The sequence below is a fragment of the Actinomyces sp. 565 genome, assembly GCF_010365615.1.
Lineage (GTDB): Bacteria > Actinomycetota > Actinomycetes > Actinomycetales > Actinomycetaceae > Actinomyces.
This window is the reverse complement of record NZ_PIZD01000018.1, coordinates 39,618-56,512: the sequence shown is the minus strand read 5'-3', so window position 1 is coordinate 56,512 and position 16,895 is coordinate 39,618. Positions and strand designations below refer to the sequence as shown.

Sequence of the window (16,895 nt, the reverse complement as noted above, 5' to 3'; positions counted from 1 at the left end):
CGCCACCCACGGCCGCCGGCACGCCATCTGCCCCGGCCCCGCGGCCCGAGCGCCTACGGAAGTGCAGGCAAGGGCTCTGCACTGCCGCGGCGCTCGGTGCGCGCGCCCTGCGGACACGGGGCTCGCGCCCGCAGGCCGGGATGGCATCACACGTTGGTTATGCCCAGGTGGTCCAGCAGGCCGGGCATGTTGATGCCGACCCCGTCCGCAGGGGTGCGTACCACGTACGCGGCGATGGTGGCCAGAGGGTCGGGGCCGAGGGCTGCCTGTACGTGGGCGAACTCCTCGGGCAGTCGGGCCCTCGTTCCGGCGTAGACCCGTTCCAGCGCGCTGCGCAGCCGACGGCGGGTGCGGTACTGGTCGTACTTGACCTTCACCATGTACTGACGGGCGTCTGCGAGTACTACACCTTCCACGGGGTGGTCCTGGCTGGCCAGCGCATCGTCGTGTAGCACCTGGTCCAGTTCGACGCGGGAGCCCGCAGTGGCGAGCACCTCCACGCTTGCCAGGCCGAGCCCGGCCAGCTCCCCCATCAGCTCGTCGCGGCGGTGGAAGGCAAAGCTGTTGTCTATGACTGCCAGGGCCGTGACCCCGGGGCGGTGTGACTCGTCCACAAGGTGGGGGTCGTTGGCCAGCGTGACCTCCAGTGCCACTGACACGTCATGATCGGATAGGAAGTTGATGAGTCGCCGACGCGCCTCACCGGCCACTACCCGCTCCACTGCCTGGGCCGCGGCCTGGCCGTAGCCGGTGTCCCCGGCCTTGGACCACACCCGCAGGTCCCCGTCCAGGGCGAACATGATCCCGAGGAACCCATTGACCTTGCGGGTCAGGGTCACGGGATACGTGAGATCGTCCAGGGTGGTGCCGCGCTCGCCGACGTTGAAGAACTTGTCGAACCCGCGGCCCACTACCTTCCCGTCGCGAACGAACAGCCCGCGGGCGGTGGAGGTCAGCTCGTCCCAGTTGCCGTTGTAGAAGGCCCGCCGGGTGAAGATGTAGGACACCACCCCGTCAGGTCCTTCCCGTCGACGGATGTCCGGGTGGGCTTCCAGACGGGCGACGACGTCGACCTGTGCGCCTGCCGATGGCGTGGGCGCCTGCTCCCTGGGCTGCCGCTCGCCGTCCCGAGCGTCCTCGTAGTCGCGGTACTCCTGGACACGGACCTCCAGGGCGCCACCATTCCCGGACCGCAGGCGTGCCACGCGCAGCGCGCCGCCCTCCTCCACCCGGTTCTCCAGGTTGTAGACGCCCGCCACGGCGTCGGCAGGGGCGGGTTGGCTGTCATGCTTGCCGTTGCGGTGCCCGTGGAGCTGGAGCACCTGCCCGCCCTCCAGGACCAGGAGCTCATCGACGTGGTCGTAGGTGGATCGACCCGAGTAGGTCAGGGCCCTTTGGGAGGTTCCGTAGACGAACTCGTTGTCCACCAGGTGCGCCAGGCCACAGCCCGACTGCCTCCCCGCCAGGGCGCGCTCCAGCGCCGCCTGAGTGACACCGCCGTGAGTGACCACGCAGACGGTGTCACAGCCGTGGACACGGAAGGTGCACAGGGGCACGGTACGCCGCAGCAGATCCAGGATGTCACGGTCGCCGTAGCGGGTCCTGATCTGCTCGTGGCTCGTGCCGGTCCGGGCGGACGGCTTGCCGGTACGGCGGATGAGCTCGAGCATCCGCAGCTCGTGATTGCCTTGGACCAGCACCACTCGGGTGGGATCCAGGGCGCGCACCTGCTCGAATACGCCCAGTGCGTCAGGCCCGCGGTCGAACAGGTCACCGGCGAACACGATAACCTCACCGTCTGGGGTGTCGGCCAGCGCCTGGGACAGGGCACGGGAACACGACTGCACGTCACCGATAACCGTTACGCCCCGCGCGGTGAGCATCACGTCCTCGCCGGAGAGCAGACCGGTGCCGGTGGCTGTGGCCTCGGATGCGCCAGTGGCTGGGGCGGCAGCGACGTCGGCTACGTCATCCGCGTAGGAGAAGAACCTGGCCACAGCGGCCGGGTCATCGGGGCTGATCCGCTCTACGCCCTTCACCACGGCGTTGCCCTGGGCGCGCTGGAGCATGCGCTCCAGGGCGGACTCGTCCAGCCGGTCTGGCCCCCGGGTGATGTTGCGCCGACGCAGCTCGGCGTCGCTGATGCCCTCCTGGCAGTCCACCAGGCCTACCCGGTAGTGGTGGCGCAGCGCCAGCTCACGCCACTGGTTCTGCTCCTTGGAGCTCAGATTGGTGGAGTCGACGACGACCGTCGCTCCACGGGCCATGCGCGCCTCGGCGGCGTCGAACACCATCCGCCAGATCATCTTGTCTGCGCCACCTAGCAGCGAGGTGGCACCGTCCAGGGTCATGGCGCGCGGGTACACCAGCTCGCGGAACTGATCGGCGGAGACCACCTGGTCCTCCAGCCCGTGGCTACGTACCCAGGTGGTCTTGCCGCACCCGGGCGCCCCTCTCATCAGCAGCAACCGCCGCATTGTCTTGTTCTCCTTCCTGTTGGTACTTCATCTCGACTTCCTGTTATCTGCCGACCCGTTCGTGCTGGCCTGCCTGCGTACCTGTGCCGGTGCCCCCGCGAGGCCAGGGCGGCCTCCGGGCTGACGGGGACCGGGCAGGCCCCTGGACCGGCTGGCTGCGGGCGGTGTGGGCGCCGGGTTCTGCCGGTTCCTGGCGGGGAGCAGGGTCGCCGACGCCGTTTCGCGCCGCGCAGGTCCGCTCTGGGGCTTGGGGTGCCTGGGGCACACGCACAGTCGGCGGGCGTCACCGTCCCCGGCCCGGGGAGCCTTGGGAGTGCTCGGGACCACGCCACGGGCGCCGGAGTTGTCAGTGCGACAGACCAGCGCCGCCCCCGGAAGGGCAGTCACTCACGGAAGATGGAACGCCCAGGGGGACCTGCTGTGTGATGCCCGCCGGCCACTCGCACACGGTGTCGCAAGGCGTGGGCGCCTGCGGTGCGGGGGCCGGGGAACGGGTCAACTGCGCTGTCGTCGCGGATTCAACGGTTTTCGTCCCCACGTGGCTGCAATGCGCACGTCACTCCGGCGCCGCTTGACATGGAGCAGCGGCGCTGGAGACATTGAGGATGACGAGAACACGGGCCATTTATACATCCTTGACGACTTGGGGACAAGAGGCGTTCCCGGCGCGGGGTGGCCGGGGCGGAGGCGGGAGAGGCGTCGTCGTCGACGGGGTCGGGGTGATCCCGCCCCGGACCGGCGACGACCGGGCTGGCCGGGAGCCGACGCAGATTCCCGGGTACCGGGGTTGAAAGGGTTATTCTCCCGGAACTGCGCGGTCGTCCGCGCTCGCAGTTCCGCGCGCCCGGTCCCGACCGCCTTACTTCCCACATGTAGGAGAAAGGACGGAAACATGACTCTCAAACGCGCAGTGGCCCTGTATGCGCTCCAGGACGCCTACGGGCGCGGCGGCCTCGGCCTGGAGGGGTGCATCAGTCTGGTCGAGAACATGGGCGCCCGGGTTCGACGGATACATGACACATCCGGTTCTTCGTGTTGGCGAGTGCGGTGGGTTGGCTGGTTGCGGTTCTCGCCGCTACCTGGCGAACCGTTGTCCAAACACACGAGCCGTCCGCACCCGCAACGGCGCCGACGACGTTCCTGCCTGCCCGAACACGACCGCATCAGCGCGAGACGACCCCCCGCGCCCGAACACGGCCACCAATTGTCAATCCCCAGCCGGCACCATCACGCCTCAAACCGGGAGAGCCGTATGCCCTGGGGCGATGGAAATCAGGCCGGCTCGTACTGGACGATGGCCGGATCGCTGGTCGTTAGGGCGATCAGCTGTGGGATGAGCGTGGTGAAGTGCGCGGAGGCGTTGTGCGCCTCGATGGCGGTGTCGTCGGCCCATGTCTCCAGGAAGGTGAGGGTAGTGGCGTCGTCGCGGGCGCGCAGCAGCTCGTAGGAGACGTTGCCGGACTCCGCGCGTGAGGCCTCCACAAGCTGACGGGCCTTGGCGGTGAACTCGTCGACGGCGTCGGGCCGGACGGGGAAGGTGGCGATGATGCGGATCATGGGGGCTCCTTTGTGCATGGGTACAGCTGCCGACAGTGCGGCTGTGTCATTACTACCGACCTCGGCACGTAACGTCTACCGACCTCGGTAGGTAACGTCTACCGACCTCGGTGAAGGGGGACTGCGGGGTGCTTCCTGGGGCACCCCGGGGTTACCCCTGCCGCTCCAGGGCGACTCCAGTTCGTCCTGGCCTACTCCAGCTCGAAGGCGCCGGTGTAGAGCTGGTAGTAGGTACCGCGCTGCTCGATGAGCTGGTCGTGGTTGCCGCGCTCGATGATGCGGCCGTGGTCCAGCACCATGATCGCGTCGGAGTTGCGCACCGTGGACAGCCGGTGGGCGATCACGAACACCGTCCGCCCCCGCATGAGGTTGTCCATGCCGGCCTGCACCAGTGCCTCGGTGCGGGTGTCGATGGAGCTGGTGGCCTCATCCAGGATCATCACCGGCGGGTCGGCGACGGCGGCGCGGGCGATCGACAGCAGCTGAGCCTGTCCCTGGGACAGGCTCGAGCTATCGCCCGAGATCACCGTCTGGTACCCCTGGGGCAGACGGCGGATGAAGCCGTCGGCGTTCGCGAGCTTCGCCGCCTCGATGCACTCCTCGTCAGTGGCGTCCAGGCGCCCGTAGCGGATGTTGTCCATGACCGTGCCGGTGAACAGGCGCACGTCCTGGAGCACCACGCCCAGCGAGCGGCGCAGGTCTGCCTTGGCGATCTTGTTGATGTTGATGCCGTCGTAGCGGATCTTGCCGTCGTCGATGTCGTAGAAGCGGTTGATCAGGTTGGTGATCGTGGTCTTCCCGGCGCCGGTGGCGCCCACGAAGGCGATCTTCTGCCCCGGCTTGGCCCACAGGGAGACGTCGTGGAGGACCTCCTTGACGCCGTCGTAGGAGAAGTCCACGTGCTTCATGACGATCTCGCCCCGCAGCCGCGTGTAGGTGACGGTGCCATCCGCCTGGTGGGGGTGGCGCCAGGCCCACACGTCGGTCTTGCGGTCGGCGGGCTGGACACCGCCGTCGGCCGTCTCGACGGCGTCGACCAGGCCCACATACCCGCCGTCCTGCTCGGGCTGCTCGTCGATGAGGGCGAAGACTCGGCCGGCGCCGGCCAGGCCCATGGCGATCAGCGCCACCTGCTGAGAGGCCTGGTTGATGGTCTGGGACAGCTGCCGCACCATCGTCAGGTAGGAGACGATGATGCCGACGGTGATGGTGCCCATGCCGGCGAAGCCGATGTTGGTGACCTGCAGCTGAATGAGCAGGCCGCCAACCAAGGCGATCAGCACGTACAGCAGGTTGCCGAGGTTGCCCATGACGGGGCCGAGGATGTTGCCGTACTGGTTGGCCTTCTCCGAGTCGGAGAACAGCTGCCGGTTCAGGACGTCGAAGTCGGCCTTGGCGGCCTCCTCGTGATTGAAGACCTGGACGACCTTCTGCCCGCCCATTATCTCCTCGATGAAGCCCTCCTCGGTGGCCAGTGACTGCTGCTGGGCGACCATGTACTGCGAGGACTTCCCGCCCAGGCTGCGGGTGGCGGCGACCATGATCGCGGCCACGACCAGCACCAGGATCGTCAGCCAGAGGCTGTAGTAGAGCATCATCGCCAGCATCGCCCCGAGCGTCAGGCCGGACTGAATGAGCGTGGGCACCGACTGGCCGATCAGCTGGCGCACGGCGTCGGTGTCATTGGTGTAGGTCGACATGATCGCGCCGTGGGCGTGGGTGTCGAAGTACTTGATCGGCAGGGACTGCATGCGGTCGAACATGTCGTCGCGCATGTGCTTGAGCGAGCCCTGCGTGACCACCGCCATGATGCGTGAGTACAGGAAGCTGGTGATCACCCCGAGGGCGTAGACCACGCCCATGGCGGTGATAATCCGCACCAGCGTGGGCATGACGGCGTCTAGGCCCGCGCTCAGGCCGGGGGTGATCACCTCGTCGACCACCCGCTGCATGAAGATGGAGGCGACCGTGGATGCCACCGAGGCGATCACGATGCTGATAGCGACGACGATCAGCTGCCACGGGTAGTAGTGGAAGACGTAGGCCAGCAGCCGACGCGCCGGGCGGTCGATGTGCGGCAGAGCGTGCGGGTCAGACTGGCCATCGGGGTGCTGTGCGGTGGCGCTGGCCTCGACGACGGCCTCCGGCTGCTCGGCGTCGGGACGCTCCTCGGGCCGGTCGGTGCGGTTGCGCGCCATGATCACGCCACCTCCTGTTCCTGACTGGTGCGATTCTGCGACTCGTAGATCTGCTGGTACTCGCCGCCCAGGGCCATCAGCTCCGCATGGGTGCCGCGCTCCAGGATGCGGCCGTCGTAGAGCACGATGATCTGATCGGCGTGCTCAACGGAGGAGAGCCGCTGGGCGATGATGATCTTGGTGGTGTCGGGGATCTCCTGGTCGAAGGCCCGGCGGATCAGGGCGTCCGTGCGGGTGTCGACGGCGGAGGTCGAGTCGTCCAGGATCAGGATCCGCGGCTTCTTCAGCAGGGCGCGGGCGATGCACAGGCGCTGCTTCTGCCCGCCGGAGACGTTGGTGCCGCCCTGTTCGATGCGGGTGTCGTAGCCGTCGGGGAACTGGCGGATGAACTCGTCGGCCTGGGCCAGCTCACAGGCGCGGACGAGCTGGGCGTCGGTGGCCTCCGGGTCGCCCCAGCGCAGATTGTCCTTGATGGTGCCGGCGAACAGGACGTTCTTCTGCAGCACGACGGCGACGGCGTCACGCAGGGACTCCAAGCCGTACTCGCGCACGTCGACGCCGCCGACGCTCACCCGTCCGGAGGTGACGTCGTACAGGCGGGAGATTAGCTGGATGAGTGTGGTCTTAGCCGAGCCAGTGCCGCCGACGATCCCCAGGGTGGAGCCCGACGGGATGGTCAGATCGATGTCGTGCAGAACGTCGGCCTGGGCATCGGCGGAGTAGCGGAAGGAGACGCCCTCGAAGCGGACCTCGCCGTCGGGAACCTCGGTGCGGCCGTCGGCGGGGGAGGTGAGGGTGGGGCGGTGCTCGATGACCTCGGCGATACGGTTGGCGGACTCCACCGACATCGACACCATCACGAAGATGAAGGCGAGCATCATCATCGAGGCCAGGATCTGCACGCCATAGGTCATCAGCGAGGAGAACTCGCCGGTGGTCAGCTCGGTACCGCCGCTGCCTACTACCACCCGGGCGCCCAGGTAGTTGACCAGCATCAGCGACACATAGATGAAGAAGACCATGATCGGGCCGTTGAGAGCCAGGATCTTCTCGGCGTAGGTGAAGTCCCTGCGCACCTGCTGGGAGGCGGCGCGGAACTTCGTCTTCTCGTGCTCCTCGGTGACGAAGGACTTCACCACCCGGATCGCGGAGACGTTCTCCTGCACGGAGTTGTTCAGGGCGTCGTACTTCTTGAAGATCCGCCTGAAGATTGGGAACACGTAGGCGGCCAGGCCGATCAGCGCGCCCCCGAGCAGCGGCAGCATGATGATGAAGATCAGCGCCAGTCGGGCGTTGATCGTGAGCGTCATGATGATGGAGAAGATGACCATCAGCGGGACGCGCACGGCAACGCGGATGATCATCTGGTAGGCGTTCTGCACATTGGTGACGTCGGTGGTCATGCGGGTGACCAGCGACGATGTCGAGAAGCGGTCGATGTCTGCGAAGGAGAACTCCTGTACCCGGTAGAACAGGTCCTGGCGCAGGTTGCGTGCCAGGCCGGCGGCCGCCGTGGCGGCGCGCACGCCGGACATGACGCCGCACACGAGCGAGATGAGTGCCATGACCACCAGAACCAGGCCGATGCGCAGGATCGGGCCCATGGAGCTGCCGGTGAGGGTGTCGATGAGCTCGGCCATCAGCAGTGGCAGGACGCACTCCAGCCCGGCCTCGCCCACCATGAACAGCGGTGCCTGCAGTGATGGCCTGCGGTACTCGCGCAGGCTGCGCAGGAGGGTACGTACGGTCTTCACAGGGGTCTTTTACCAGCTTCCCGGTAGATTAGGTAGTGGCCGATCGACGTGATCTGTGGCCAACGGGGAGAATGGCAATCCTGCTACCGGCTTGGGCATGCAAGTTCTACCGATCTTGGTGGAGAGGTGGCGACGGCGGGCTGCCGCATGAGCGCTCAGTCTCCGCGCCGCTGCAGGTAAGCGACCAGGCTGATGACGATGCCTCCCAGCAGCGCCACCGTCATCACACGTGGCACCCAGACTGCGGCCAGCACCAGCCCCAGGATCTGGATTGCCCACTCCGCCGGCGCCAGGGCCCGGCGATCGCGGCGCAGCGGAACCAGCGCCTGATTGTCCGGGTCGGCGGCCTGCAGTGAATGGTGCACAGCGACGCGACTGACGGAGGTCAGCAGGAAGACCAGACCGTAGAGCACCTGCGCGGTGCTGTTACCCGGATTCTGGGCCACCAGCGTCGTGGTGTAGGGGAAGAACGAGGCGAAGAAGAGTAGTAGCAGGCTCAGGCCCACCGTCGCGCGGGTTACCACGGCGGCCGGGTCCCACTCGTAATGCAGGCGCGCCCACAGCAGGCCCAGCCAGGCGAAGGAGACCGTATAGGCCAGCAACTCGTTACGCAGTCCCCACAGCCCCGCGAGGCTGACCGCCTCGGGCTGGGGCAGTTCCAGGATGAGGATGGTGATGATGATGGCGAGGACCGCGTCCATGAAGGCGGCGAGCCTCTCCTTGCCCATGGTTACGGGCGGCTTCTGGGGCATGCAGTTTCCTCCGTAGTCTGTTATGCCGGTTCGCCGTCTGCTACGCCACTTAGGGGTTTGCTGAATGGCTGTGGGCCGTTCAACAAAGGTCTAACCGGCGTACCCAACGGTGAAGTAGCGTAGTAGACGACTGGCGACGGGCGCGGATGGGGGGGCGGCTAAGCGGAAGTACTCGGGGCGGGCAGTCCGATGAACACCGTCCTTGGCCGCGGTCGTCCCAGTCGGCGCGGGTGGCCGGTCAGGGCGTCACCGGGTCGGCGGCATCGGGAATCCATGCCAGCAGGGCGAGTGCCAGGGCGATGTCGGTTCGGTGCCCCTCCAAACCGTCCGGAAGCATGCCGACCGCCTGGGCAATGCGGTAGTTGACCGTATTGCGGTGAACGTAGAGGCGTTCAGCAGTGACGCTAGCGTTCTCACCTGCTGCGAAATAGTGGCGCAGGGTGAAGCGCAGCCGCTCCGCGTCCGCGGTCCCGCCTGCCAGTGGGCCGAGCGTGGCTCCGAGCCAGCGCCGGGTGTGTTCCGGGCTGTGCAGCATGAAGGTCAGTGGCGCTACCTCGCTGTAATCTGCCGCTCTGGGTCCGTCCGCCGATGCGGTCACTACCTTGAACGCCGCCGTGGCCTGCTCATAGGTTCGCACAAAACCGGTGATGCCCCACTCCGGCTGCCCGAAGGCACCGACCAGGGATTCGTCCTTACGGATCTGCTCCGCCCAGTGCTGCTGGGCGGGCTGCGACTGGCAGGAGGACCACAGGGCCGCCGTGTCCTCCGCCAAGTTCACGACCAGCGTCCTTTCGGTCGGCAACGTCTCACGTAGCCGTCGCTCCAATCCGCTGATCGCCTCGTCGAAGTCATATTTGGTCCGCACCACGGCGGCAATATTCCAGGAACTCACCGGATACCCGAGCAGGCGGGAGGCCACTGCGCCGTCGGTGACCTCACCGTCCAGGACCGAACGGAGACGTGCCTGGAGGGCCGCGTCGCTGCGCTGCTGACGGCGTTGCCGCCGTTCGAAGAAGGCTCCCACCGTTTTGCGGTGCCGCGCCGCGAGCTGAGCCAGCACGACGTCGACCAGGGGCGGCAGCACCTGCGACGTCATGCCGGCGGGCAGCACCTCTACCGCCGTGGACACCACATCCCTGACGAACACCCTGCTGGCATTGAGGAACACGGACTCGACGACGTCTGCCGCGGCACCCCGGTCCGCCAAGTGCTGGACGATCTCCTCCGTCGCGGCGAGCAAGGGGTCCTGCCCGGAGGTCTCCAGCAGGAGCGTAGTGCTGAGTGACTGAAAGGAACCCTTGATTACCTCGGTGGTCAGTCTTCGCAGCTCGGCGTCGACCACCAGATCCGGCAGGTCGCGTGCAACTTGTCTAAGAGTTGCGGCGGCCTCGCAGTCTGCACGGTTGGTGAGCCTTCGTACGAACTCGTGGCGCAGCTGCTCGGGAAGTTCCAGCGGCTCCGGTGCGGCGTCGGCGGGATTCACGGACAGCACTGTGCGCGCAACGCGCGCCTTGTGCAAGTTGCACGACGGCATGGGCGAATTCTGGTCGCGGGACCATGGCTGTTACGGGATGCGGCCGGTTGACTGTTCACCGAACGCGCGGTGAGGGACGCCGTGCGTCACGGAAGGAGCAGAACATGACCGACCATAACTTCGCCGTCGTCACCTTCACGGAGTCGAGCAAGGCCTATGAGACGCTGAGCGACCTGCGCGGGGCCTCCCGTGAGGGGCGCATCGGCGTCGCCTCGGCGATCATTGCGGAGCGCGAGCCCGACGGCCGCCTGCACCTGGCGGAGGGCAGCGACGCGGTCATCGGCGCCGGAGCAAGCACCGGCGGCCTGGTGGGCATGTTCGTCGGCATTCTCGGTGGCCCGCTGGGCGTGCTGCTCGGCTGGGGCACCGGCGCGTTGGTTGGATCCATCGCTGACAGCAAGCGGCTGGGCCGCAACGAGACCATCGTCGGCGAGTTCAGCTCCCGTCTGCCCGCGGGCACGACGGCGATCCTCGCAGAGGTGAACGAGGTGACGCCGGAGGTACTGGACGGGTTGGCCGCGTCCCAAGACGGCGTCGTCCTGCGGCGTGCCGCCGTGGACGTACTTGCCGAGCTGGAGGCGGCCGAGGCTGCCGCGGAGGCGGCGGATAAGGAGGCCAGCCGCGTCATGCGCGAGCAGCGCCGTCAGGATCGCAAGGACTCCTGGGATGAGCGTGTCGCCCGCCTCAAGGGGAGGTGGTTCCAGCGTAAGAACTGACGCCTTACGCTAATGGCGGTGCTGCGTTGGGCGCGACTACTTGCATCCGACTACGAGCCGGGGTGCCCGAACACGTCCCCGCCGGCGGCCGTCCGCCAGGCGAAGGTGTGGAGGAGGGCGCTGGTGGCGGCGCGCTGGGCAGAGACCGCCGTGCCGGCGTGCCCGCCCTCGCTCTGCTCCACATATCCGGCCGCGAGCCCCAGTGCGCGCATCCGGTAGGCCATGGCGCGGGCGTGCGCCGGATGCACGCGGTCGTCGGCGGTGGAGGTGAGCAGCAGCAGCGGGGGATACTCCCGCCCCGGCACCAGGGCGTGGAAGGGGGACAGGGGCCGCATGGACTCCCATTCGTCGGGATCGTCCGGGTCCCCGAACTCGGAGCGCCACATGGCGCCGGTCAGCAGCCGCGTGTACCGCTCCAGGTCCAGCACCGGCACCTCCGCGATCGCCCCGCCGATCAGCTCGGGGTGACGGGTGAGCAGCTCACCGGCAAGCAGACCGCCTGCACTGGCCCCGTGCACTACGAGCTGTCCCGCTGTGGCCACCCCGCGGTCGATCAGGGAGCGCGCCACCGCCGCGAAGTCCTCCACCACCAGCCTCCGGCCCCGGCCGGTGCCCGCCAGGTGCCAGCTGGGACCGTACTCGCCGCCGCCACGGGTACAGGCCACCACATAGGCGCCACCCCGCTCCAGCCAGGCCTTCCCGGTCAGTGGCTGGTAGCAGGGCGTCTGGCTGGTGCCGAAGGCGCCATAGCCATACAGCAGGGTCGGGCCTGGGACCGTCCCACCTTCGCCTGCATCCGCTCCGGTGCGTGGCCGACCGATCTGGAAGTAGGGCACGCGCGTGCCGTCCGCGCTGACCGCAACGTGCTGGCTGACCCGCACTCCGCGGGCGTCGAAGCGGGCAGGCGCCTGCCGCAGCACCGACATGCCGGTCACCTCGCCCGCCTCGGTCAGGCGGGCGAGCGTGAGCGTGGGCGGGGTGGTCCACCCCGAGGCGGAGATGAACAGGTAGTCGGTGTCCCGCTGCCGTACCGCCTGCGCGCTCACCTCCAGCAGGGGGCGGCCCGGCCGCAGCTCGGTGGGGTCCGGGGCCGCGGCTACCTCGGCTTCACTCGGGCGGTAGGCGGCGCCCGTCAGGTCGATCCAGTGGTGGTGCCATCCGCCCCGGCTGACGGCGTGATCGCCCGCCTCCGGCTCACGCTGCGACGGCGGCGTGCACACCTCCAGCCGACCGGCGACGTCGTCCAGCACCGTGAGCACCAGGTGGTGGCGGGTCCAGGTGGCGGCGGACAGGAAGGACGAGGACGTGGGGGCGAACAGCACCTCCAGCCCGTCGCGCTCCCCGCGCAGCCACTGATCCAGTGGAGCGCCCAGCAGCACGCCCGCCTCGTAGCGTTCCCCCGACACCTCCCAGGGTTCACGCAGCTGGATCGTCAGCCACTGCGCCCCCACGCCGACGGAGGCCGACGGTGGCGCCTCGACCCGGATCGCGCCCGCGGGCACGCCCTCGCCGTCGGCCACAAGCGCCCGCCGCGCCTCCGCCTCGCCGACGGGCACGACGGCGTCGTCGGGCAGCCACCACACGCGGGTGTCACCCATGCCGTCCATGCTCATGAGCCAGGTGCGGCCCCAAGCATCGCAGCTGGCCCGGGTGACGATCGCATCCGCGGCGCCGGTGATCAGCACCTCGGCGTCCCGGGGCGCCTGCCCGCGGCGCAGGCGACGCGCCTGGCGCGGCAGTCCGGCCGGCGACAGCGACCCGGCACCGAAGTCGTCCGAAAGCAGGCAGGTGTCGCCGTCGGCGCCCCACGTCAGCGTGCCCTTGGACAGGGGCTTGCGGAAGCCGCCCTCGGCCGTCCCCAGAAAGCGCCGCTCCTCCAGGTCGAACTCCTGGGTGGTGGTGGCGTCCGTCCCGCCGTCGGACAGGCTCACCAGGGCGCGGCGCCCGGCCAGCGGGCCGGTGTCAAGCACCTGCGCCCCCGCCCAGGCCAGGTCGTGGCCGCGCCGACGGCGCTCAGCATCCAGGTCGAGCAGCACCTCCCACTCGGTGGCGGAGGCGTCGTCGGGGCGCGGCGGGCGGGAGGGGGCCCCGGCCGCGTATGACGCCCAGGTGGTGCGCCGCCACACTCCGCGGGGGTGCTCCGGGGAGGTCCAGAAGTTGTAGACCATGCCGGCGGCCTCGGTGACTGCGGGAATGCGGTCCGGGGAGTCGAGTATCTCCTGAAGGTCCTGGGTCAGGCGCAGGTAGTCGACGTCGTCAGTGAAGGCGGCGACCGTCTCATCCGTCCGTGCCGCCGCCCAGGCCAGGGCCTGCTCGCCGGTTGGCTCGTCCAACCAGCCGGGCACCGGTGACAGTTCGCGCGCCTCGGTGGGGTCCGGCGGCGCGGAGTCGTCTGCACGGGGCGGGGCGTCGGTGCGATCCACCGGCCCATTGCAGCACATCCCGGGCTGGTGGCGTAGCCTGCCCGCTGCCCGGGCGAGCGCTGCTGGCGACCGCTGCCATATGTACGCGGCGAGCGGGACGCCGTCTGAAGCTGATGGAAGGGGAGCGGGACACCCCGCCGACGCCGATCCCCCACTTGCTCGGCCTTGTCAGGCGAGCGCGCGGGCGGGCACAATAGGGGGGAGCCACCCGGCAGCAACCCGGATGACTCCCCGACGTAAGCGGCTCAGCCGAACCACTTACTGAGGGCATCCGTCAGGACACCTACGGCCCGGACCAGGCGAGCGATGTCGTTAATTATCTCGCTCACCTGCCGGGCCGTAATCCTGTCCTTCCGGACTTTGGCGTGTCGGCCTTTCGGTTTGGACACGGCCCTCACCTCCTCCCCAACCTCCTTCTTCCCCGGCTGTCAGGACAGTGGTGTCCCGGGAGAAGGGGCCGGAGAAGGCGGGCTCAGTGTAACTGCGGGCACAGACGCATATCGGTGCGGGCGTCCTAATGGGCCGTTCAGGCGTCGTCGAGATCTCGCAGCGAACCGCGCATGTGGCACGCTGGGGCCATGCGCAAGGAAGCCTTCCCGCGGGCCGACTGGCCCCGCGTCGTGGTCACGACCGACCCCGAGCTGGATGACCTGAACTCCATGATCCGCCTGCTCACCCACGCCGCCGAGATCGACCTGTGTGGGCTGGTGTACGCGGGCAGCAAGTTCCACTACGCCGGCGACCCCGCCCGCGGCATCGCCTCCCACCGCTGGCCCGCCCCCGGTGACAGGCTCCACATCGACGAGGCCATCGACGCCTACGCCCAAGTGGAGGACACCCTGCGCGTGCACGACCCCCGCTTCCCCACCGCCGCCCACCTGCGCTCCCTGGTGCGCATGGGCAACATCACCGCCGAAGGGGAGATGGACGAAGACACCCCCGGCTCAACGCTCATCGCCGATCTGCTGCGGGACATCGCGCTGACCCCGGACGCCGCCACCGGCGAGGGCGGCGCGCTGCTGGACGCCGCCCGCCCCCTGTTCATCCAGGCCTGGGGCGGCATCTCCACCTTCGCCCGCGCCCTACGCACCCTGGAAGAGGAACTCGGAGGCCGGGAGGACTGGCCGACGCTGAAGCAGCGGGTGCTGGACCGGGTGGTGCTGTCCTCCTTCGGGGAGCAGGACTCCACCCTGAGTGAATACATCCGGCCGCGCTGGCCCGGCCTGGAGCACCGCGAGGTCGCCACCCGCGCCTGGGGATACACCACCCGGGACGTGCTGCTCCCCGCGGACCTCGAGCTCGTTGGCCCGCAGTGGACGCGCGAGAACGTCAGCGCCCGCGGGCCCCTGGGGGCCGCCTACCGGGTGTGGGGCGACGGGCGGCGCATGGCCGCCGACTTCGACCCCGAGGACTACTTCGGCGAGACGGGCAAGACCGAGGCGCAGCTGCGCGCGGAGGGCTACCGGGTGTGGTGCCCGGTGCAGGAGGCGGGGTCCTTCATCTCCGAGGGCGACACCTCCAACTTCACCCTGCTGATCCCCAGCGGCCTGCACTCCTGGGAGGACGCCACCTTCGGCGGCTGGGGCGGCCGCCAGGTCCCCCACCCGCAGCTGCCCGACACGCTCACCTCCGACATGCGCTTCGACCTGCCCGGCCTGCCCCAGCCCGACTACCCCCAACAGGTGGTCGACCACGCCGCCGACGGCTCCGCCCCGCCCGAGTACCACATGACCCGCTGGTGGCGGGCCCTGCAGAACGAGTTCGCCGCCCGCCTGACCTGGTCGGTGACGCCACGCTACGAGGACGCCAACCACCCGCCGGCCGTCGTCGTCGAGCACCCCGACGGCGGCAGTGGGCTGGTGCGCCGCGTGCGCCCCGGCGAGGTGGTCACCCTGACCGCCACCGCCACCGACCCCGACGGCGACCACGTGCTGCTGCGCTGGTGGGCCTACCCGGAGGCCGGGCCGAATCCCTGCCCGACGCCGCCGCGCATCCAGGACGACGGCGCCGGCACCGCCGTCGTCACCGTCCCCGCCCAGGCGCGCCCCGGCCAGGCGATCCACCTGATCGTCGAGGGCACCGACACCGGCACCCCGCCGCTGACCCGCTACCAGCGCGTGGTGCTGGAGGTCGCGGACGCAGGCTAAGCCAGGAGTCAGGCGCCGGGCTCGAGCGAGGCGGCATTCTCGGCGGCGATGCGACCCAGCCAGGCCAGGGAGGGCTTGGGCGTGCGGGCGAAGTCGCGCTCGCGGTCCACGGCGATCAGCCCGAAAGTCGGCTCCCAGCGGCCCCACTCATAGTTGTCCAGCAGTGACCAGTGGCAGTAGCCGCGTACATCCGCGCCGTCGGCCACGGCCGCGATCAGGCCGCGCAGCGCCTCGGTGGTGTAGGCGATGCGGCGGGCGTCATCGGAGGTGGCGATGCCGTTCTCGGTGACCAGCAGGGGCTTGCCGTAGCGCTCCCAGTAGCGGCGCAGGTTGATGCCCAGCGCGTCGGGACGGTAGGCCCAGCCGGTCAGCGTGTTCTCGGGCGAGTCGGGGTGCGGGACGGGGCCGGAGGCGTCCACCGGCTGGGAGGTGTATGCCTGCACGCCGATGAAGTCGTCCTCGCCGGTGGCGTCCAGGTAGACGCCCTCCCACTGGTGGAAGACCCGCTCGAACGCCTCATCATTACCGGGGGTGGGGGTGAAGGCCTGGGCGGCGATCGCCCAGCCGACCTGCGCCTGCGGCACGGTCTGGCGCAGCACGGCACGGGCGGCGGCGTGCATGGCGATCAGCTTGGGCGCCAGCTCGAGCGACGGGGCGGGCAGGGCGGCCATCCGCTCGGTGGGCGCGGCCGCCTCGACGTCGTCGGCCCCATGTTCGGCGTTACCAGCCGCCACGCCCCCGGCCGGAGCGCGCTCCGTCCCGGGGTTCTCGCCGATCACGGCGGTCAGGCCGCTCATCAGGTTCAGGATGTTGGGCTCGTTGATGGTGATGATCCAGCGCACGTCGTGCAGGATCTCGGAGACGTAGCGTACGTAGGCGGCGAAGCGGTCGGCGGCGTCGGCGCGCTGGATGCCGCCGCCGAGCGTGAACCACAGCGGGCAGGTGAAGTGGTGCAGGGTGATGATCGGCTCCAGGCCGTACTCATGGCAGGCGTCAATCATGTCCCGGTAGTGCAGCAGGGCGGCGCGGGAGAAGTCGCCGTCGGCCGGCTCGATGCGAGCCCACTCGATGGAGAAGCGGTAAGCCTTCAATCCGCCCGCGGCGGCCAGGCGGATGTCCTCGCGGTAGCGGTGGAAGGAGTCGCAGGCGGAGCCGGACTTCTCCGGCAGCAAACCGGCGGGGGAGTGCTCCACGGCCCAGAAGTCTGAGGCGATGTTGTCGCCCTCCACCTGATGGGCGGCGGTGGAGGCGCCCCAGATGAAGTCGTCGCGCAGGATGGTCATGGCTGGTCCTTTTGCTGAGGTGAATGGCGCAGTGGTCAGTGTCCAACGGGAGCG

Annotated in this window: 10 protein-coding genes; 2 read left to right on the top strand and 8 right to left on the bottom strand. The window is 69.0% G+C overall.

Annotated elements, in window-relative coordinates; translation table 11 throughout:
* Positions 1–146: 146 nt before the first annotated feature.
* The 6 genes from GZ997_RS03565 to GZ997_RS03540 all read right to left on the bottom strand — a co-directional run bounded on the left by GZ997_RS03565 (position 147) and on the right by GZ997_RS03540 (position 10,221).
* Positions 147–2,477, bottom strand: a complete 2,331-nt coding sequence (locus GZ997_RS03565; RefSeq protein WP_162678887.1) for an AAA family ATPase — start codon at positions 2,475–2,477, stop codon at positions 147–149.
* Between the two features lie 1,272 nt (positions 2,478–3,749).
* The gene (locus tag GZ997_RS03560; RefSeq protein WP_162678886.1) at positions 3,750–4,034 is read right to left on the bottom strand and encodes a putative quinol monooxygenase; all 285 of its coding nucleotides are present in this window, start codon (positions 4,032–4,034) and stop codon (positions 3,750–3,752) included.
* Positions 4,035–4,225: 191 nt separating this feature from the next.
* Positions 4,226–6,232, bottom strand: a complete 2,007-nt coding sequence (locus tag GZ997_RS03555) for an ABC transporter ATP-binding protein (protein WP_162678885.1) — start codon at positions 6,230–6,232, stop codon at positions 4,226–4,228.
* Positions 6,233–6,234: 2 nt separating this feature from the next.
* A complete protein-coding gene (locus GZ997_RS03550; protein ID WP_162678884.1) occupies positions 6,235–7,986 on the bottom strand; it encodes an ABC transporter ATP-binding protein in 1,752 nt (583 codons plus the stop codon).
* 155 nt (positions 7,987–8,141) lie between these two features.
* Positions 8,142–8,738, bottom strand: coding sequence for a TMEM175 family protein (locus tag GZ997_RS03545; protein WP_162678883.1), 597 nt, complete (start codon positions 8,736–8,738; stop codon positions 8,142–8,144).
* Between the two features lie 238 nt (positions 8,739–8,976).
* Positions 8,977–10,221: a helix-turn-helix domain-containing protein gene (locus GZ997_RS03540; protein ID WP_162678882.1), complete on the bottom strand. Its 1,245-nt coding sequence runs from the start codon at positions 10,219–10,221 to the stop codon at positions 8,977–8,979.
* A gap of 155 nt (positions 10,222–10,376) precedes the next feature.
* Here GZ997_RS03540 and GZ997_RS03535 point away from each other — a divergent pair, with 155 nt between their 5' ends.
* Positions 10,377–10,988: a DUF1269 domain-containing protein gene (locus GZ997_RS03535; protein WP_162678881.1), complete on the top strand. Its 612-nt coding sequence runs from the start codon at positions 10,377–10,379 to the stop codon at positions 10,986–10,988.
* A gap of 50 nt (positions 10,989–11,038) precedes the next feature.
* Here the strand turns inward: GZ997_RS03535 and GZ997_RS03530 are convergent, their stop codons facing one another.
* Positions 11,039–13,411: a prolyl oligopeptidase family serine peptidase gene (locus tag GZ997_RS03530; protein ID WP_343212261.1), complete on the bottom strand. Its 2,373-nt coding sequence runs from the start codon at positions 13,409–13,411 to the stop codon at positions 11,039–11,041.
* A 578-nt stretch (positions 13,412–13,989) separates the two neighbouring features.
* Between GZ997_RS03530 and GZ997_RS03525 the strand changes: the two genes are divergently transcribed.
* Positions 13,990–15,558, top strand: a complete 1,569-nt coding sequence (locus GZ997_RS03525) for a DUF1593 domain-containing protein (RefSeq protein WP_162678879.1) — start codon at positions 13,990–13,992, stop codon at positions 15,556–15,558.
* 8 nt (positions 15,559–15,566) lie between these two features.
* On the opposite strand, the gene GZ997_RS03520 is transcribed toward GZ997_RS03525, so the two are convergent.
* Positions 15,567–16,841, bottom strand: coding sequence for a family 1 glycosylhydrolase (locus GZ997_RS03520; RefSeq protein ID WP_162678878.1), 1,275 nt, complete (start codon positions 16,839–16,841; stop codon positions 15,567–15,569).
* Positions 16,842–16,895 lie beyond the last annotated feature (54 nt).

Excerpts from the sequence above, each read along its gene's own strand:
- GZ997_RS03565 (WP_162678887.1), bottom strand. The coding sequence starts at position 2,477 with ATGCGGCGGTTGCTGCTGATGAGAGGGGCGCCCGGGTGCGGCAAGACC.
- GZ997_RS03560 (WP_162678886.1), bottom strand. The coding sequence starts at position 4,034 with ATGATCCGCATCATCGCCACCTTCCCCGTCCGGCCCGACGCCGTCGAC.
- GZ997_RS03555 (WP_162678885.1), bottom strand. The coding sequence starts at position 6,232 with ATGGCGCGCAACCGCACCGACCGGCCCGAGGAGCGTCCCGACGCCGAG.
- GZ997_RS03545 (WP_162678883.1), bottom strand. The coding sequence starts at position 8,738 with ATGCCCCAGAAGCCGCCCGTAACCATGGGCAAGGAGAGGCTCGCCGCC.
- GZ997_RS03535 (WP_162678881.1), top strand. The coding sequence starts at position 10,377 with ATGACCGACCATAACTTCGCCGTCGTCACCTTCACGGAGTCGAGCAAG.
- GZ997_RS03525 (WP_162678879.1), top strand. The coding sequence starts at position 13,990 with ATGCGCAAGGAAGCCTTCCCGCGGGCCGACTGGCCCCGCGTCGTGGTC.
- GZ997_RS03520 (WP_162678878.1), bottom strand. The coding sequence starts at position 16,841 with ATGACCATCCTGCGCGACGACTTCATCTGGGGCGCCTCCACCGCCGCC.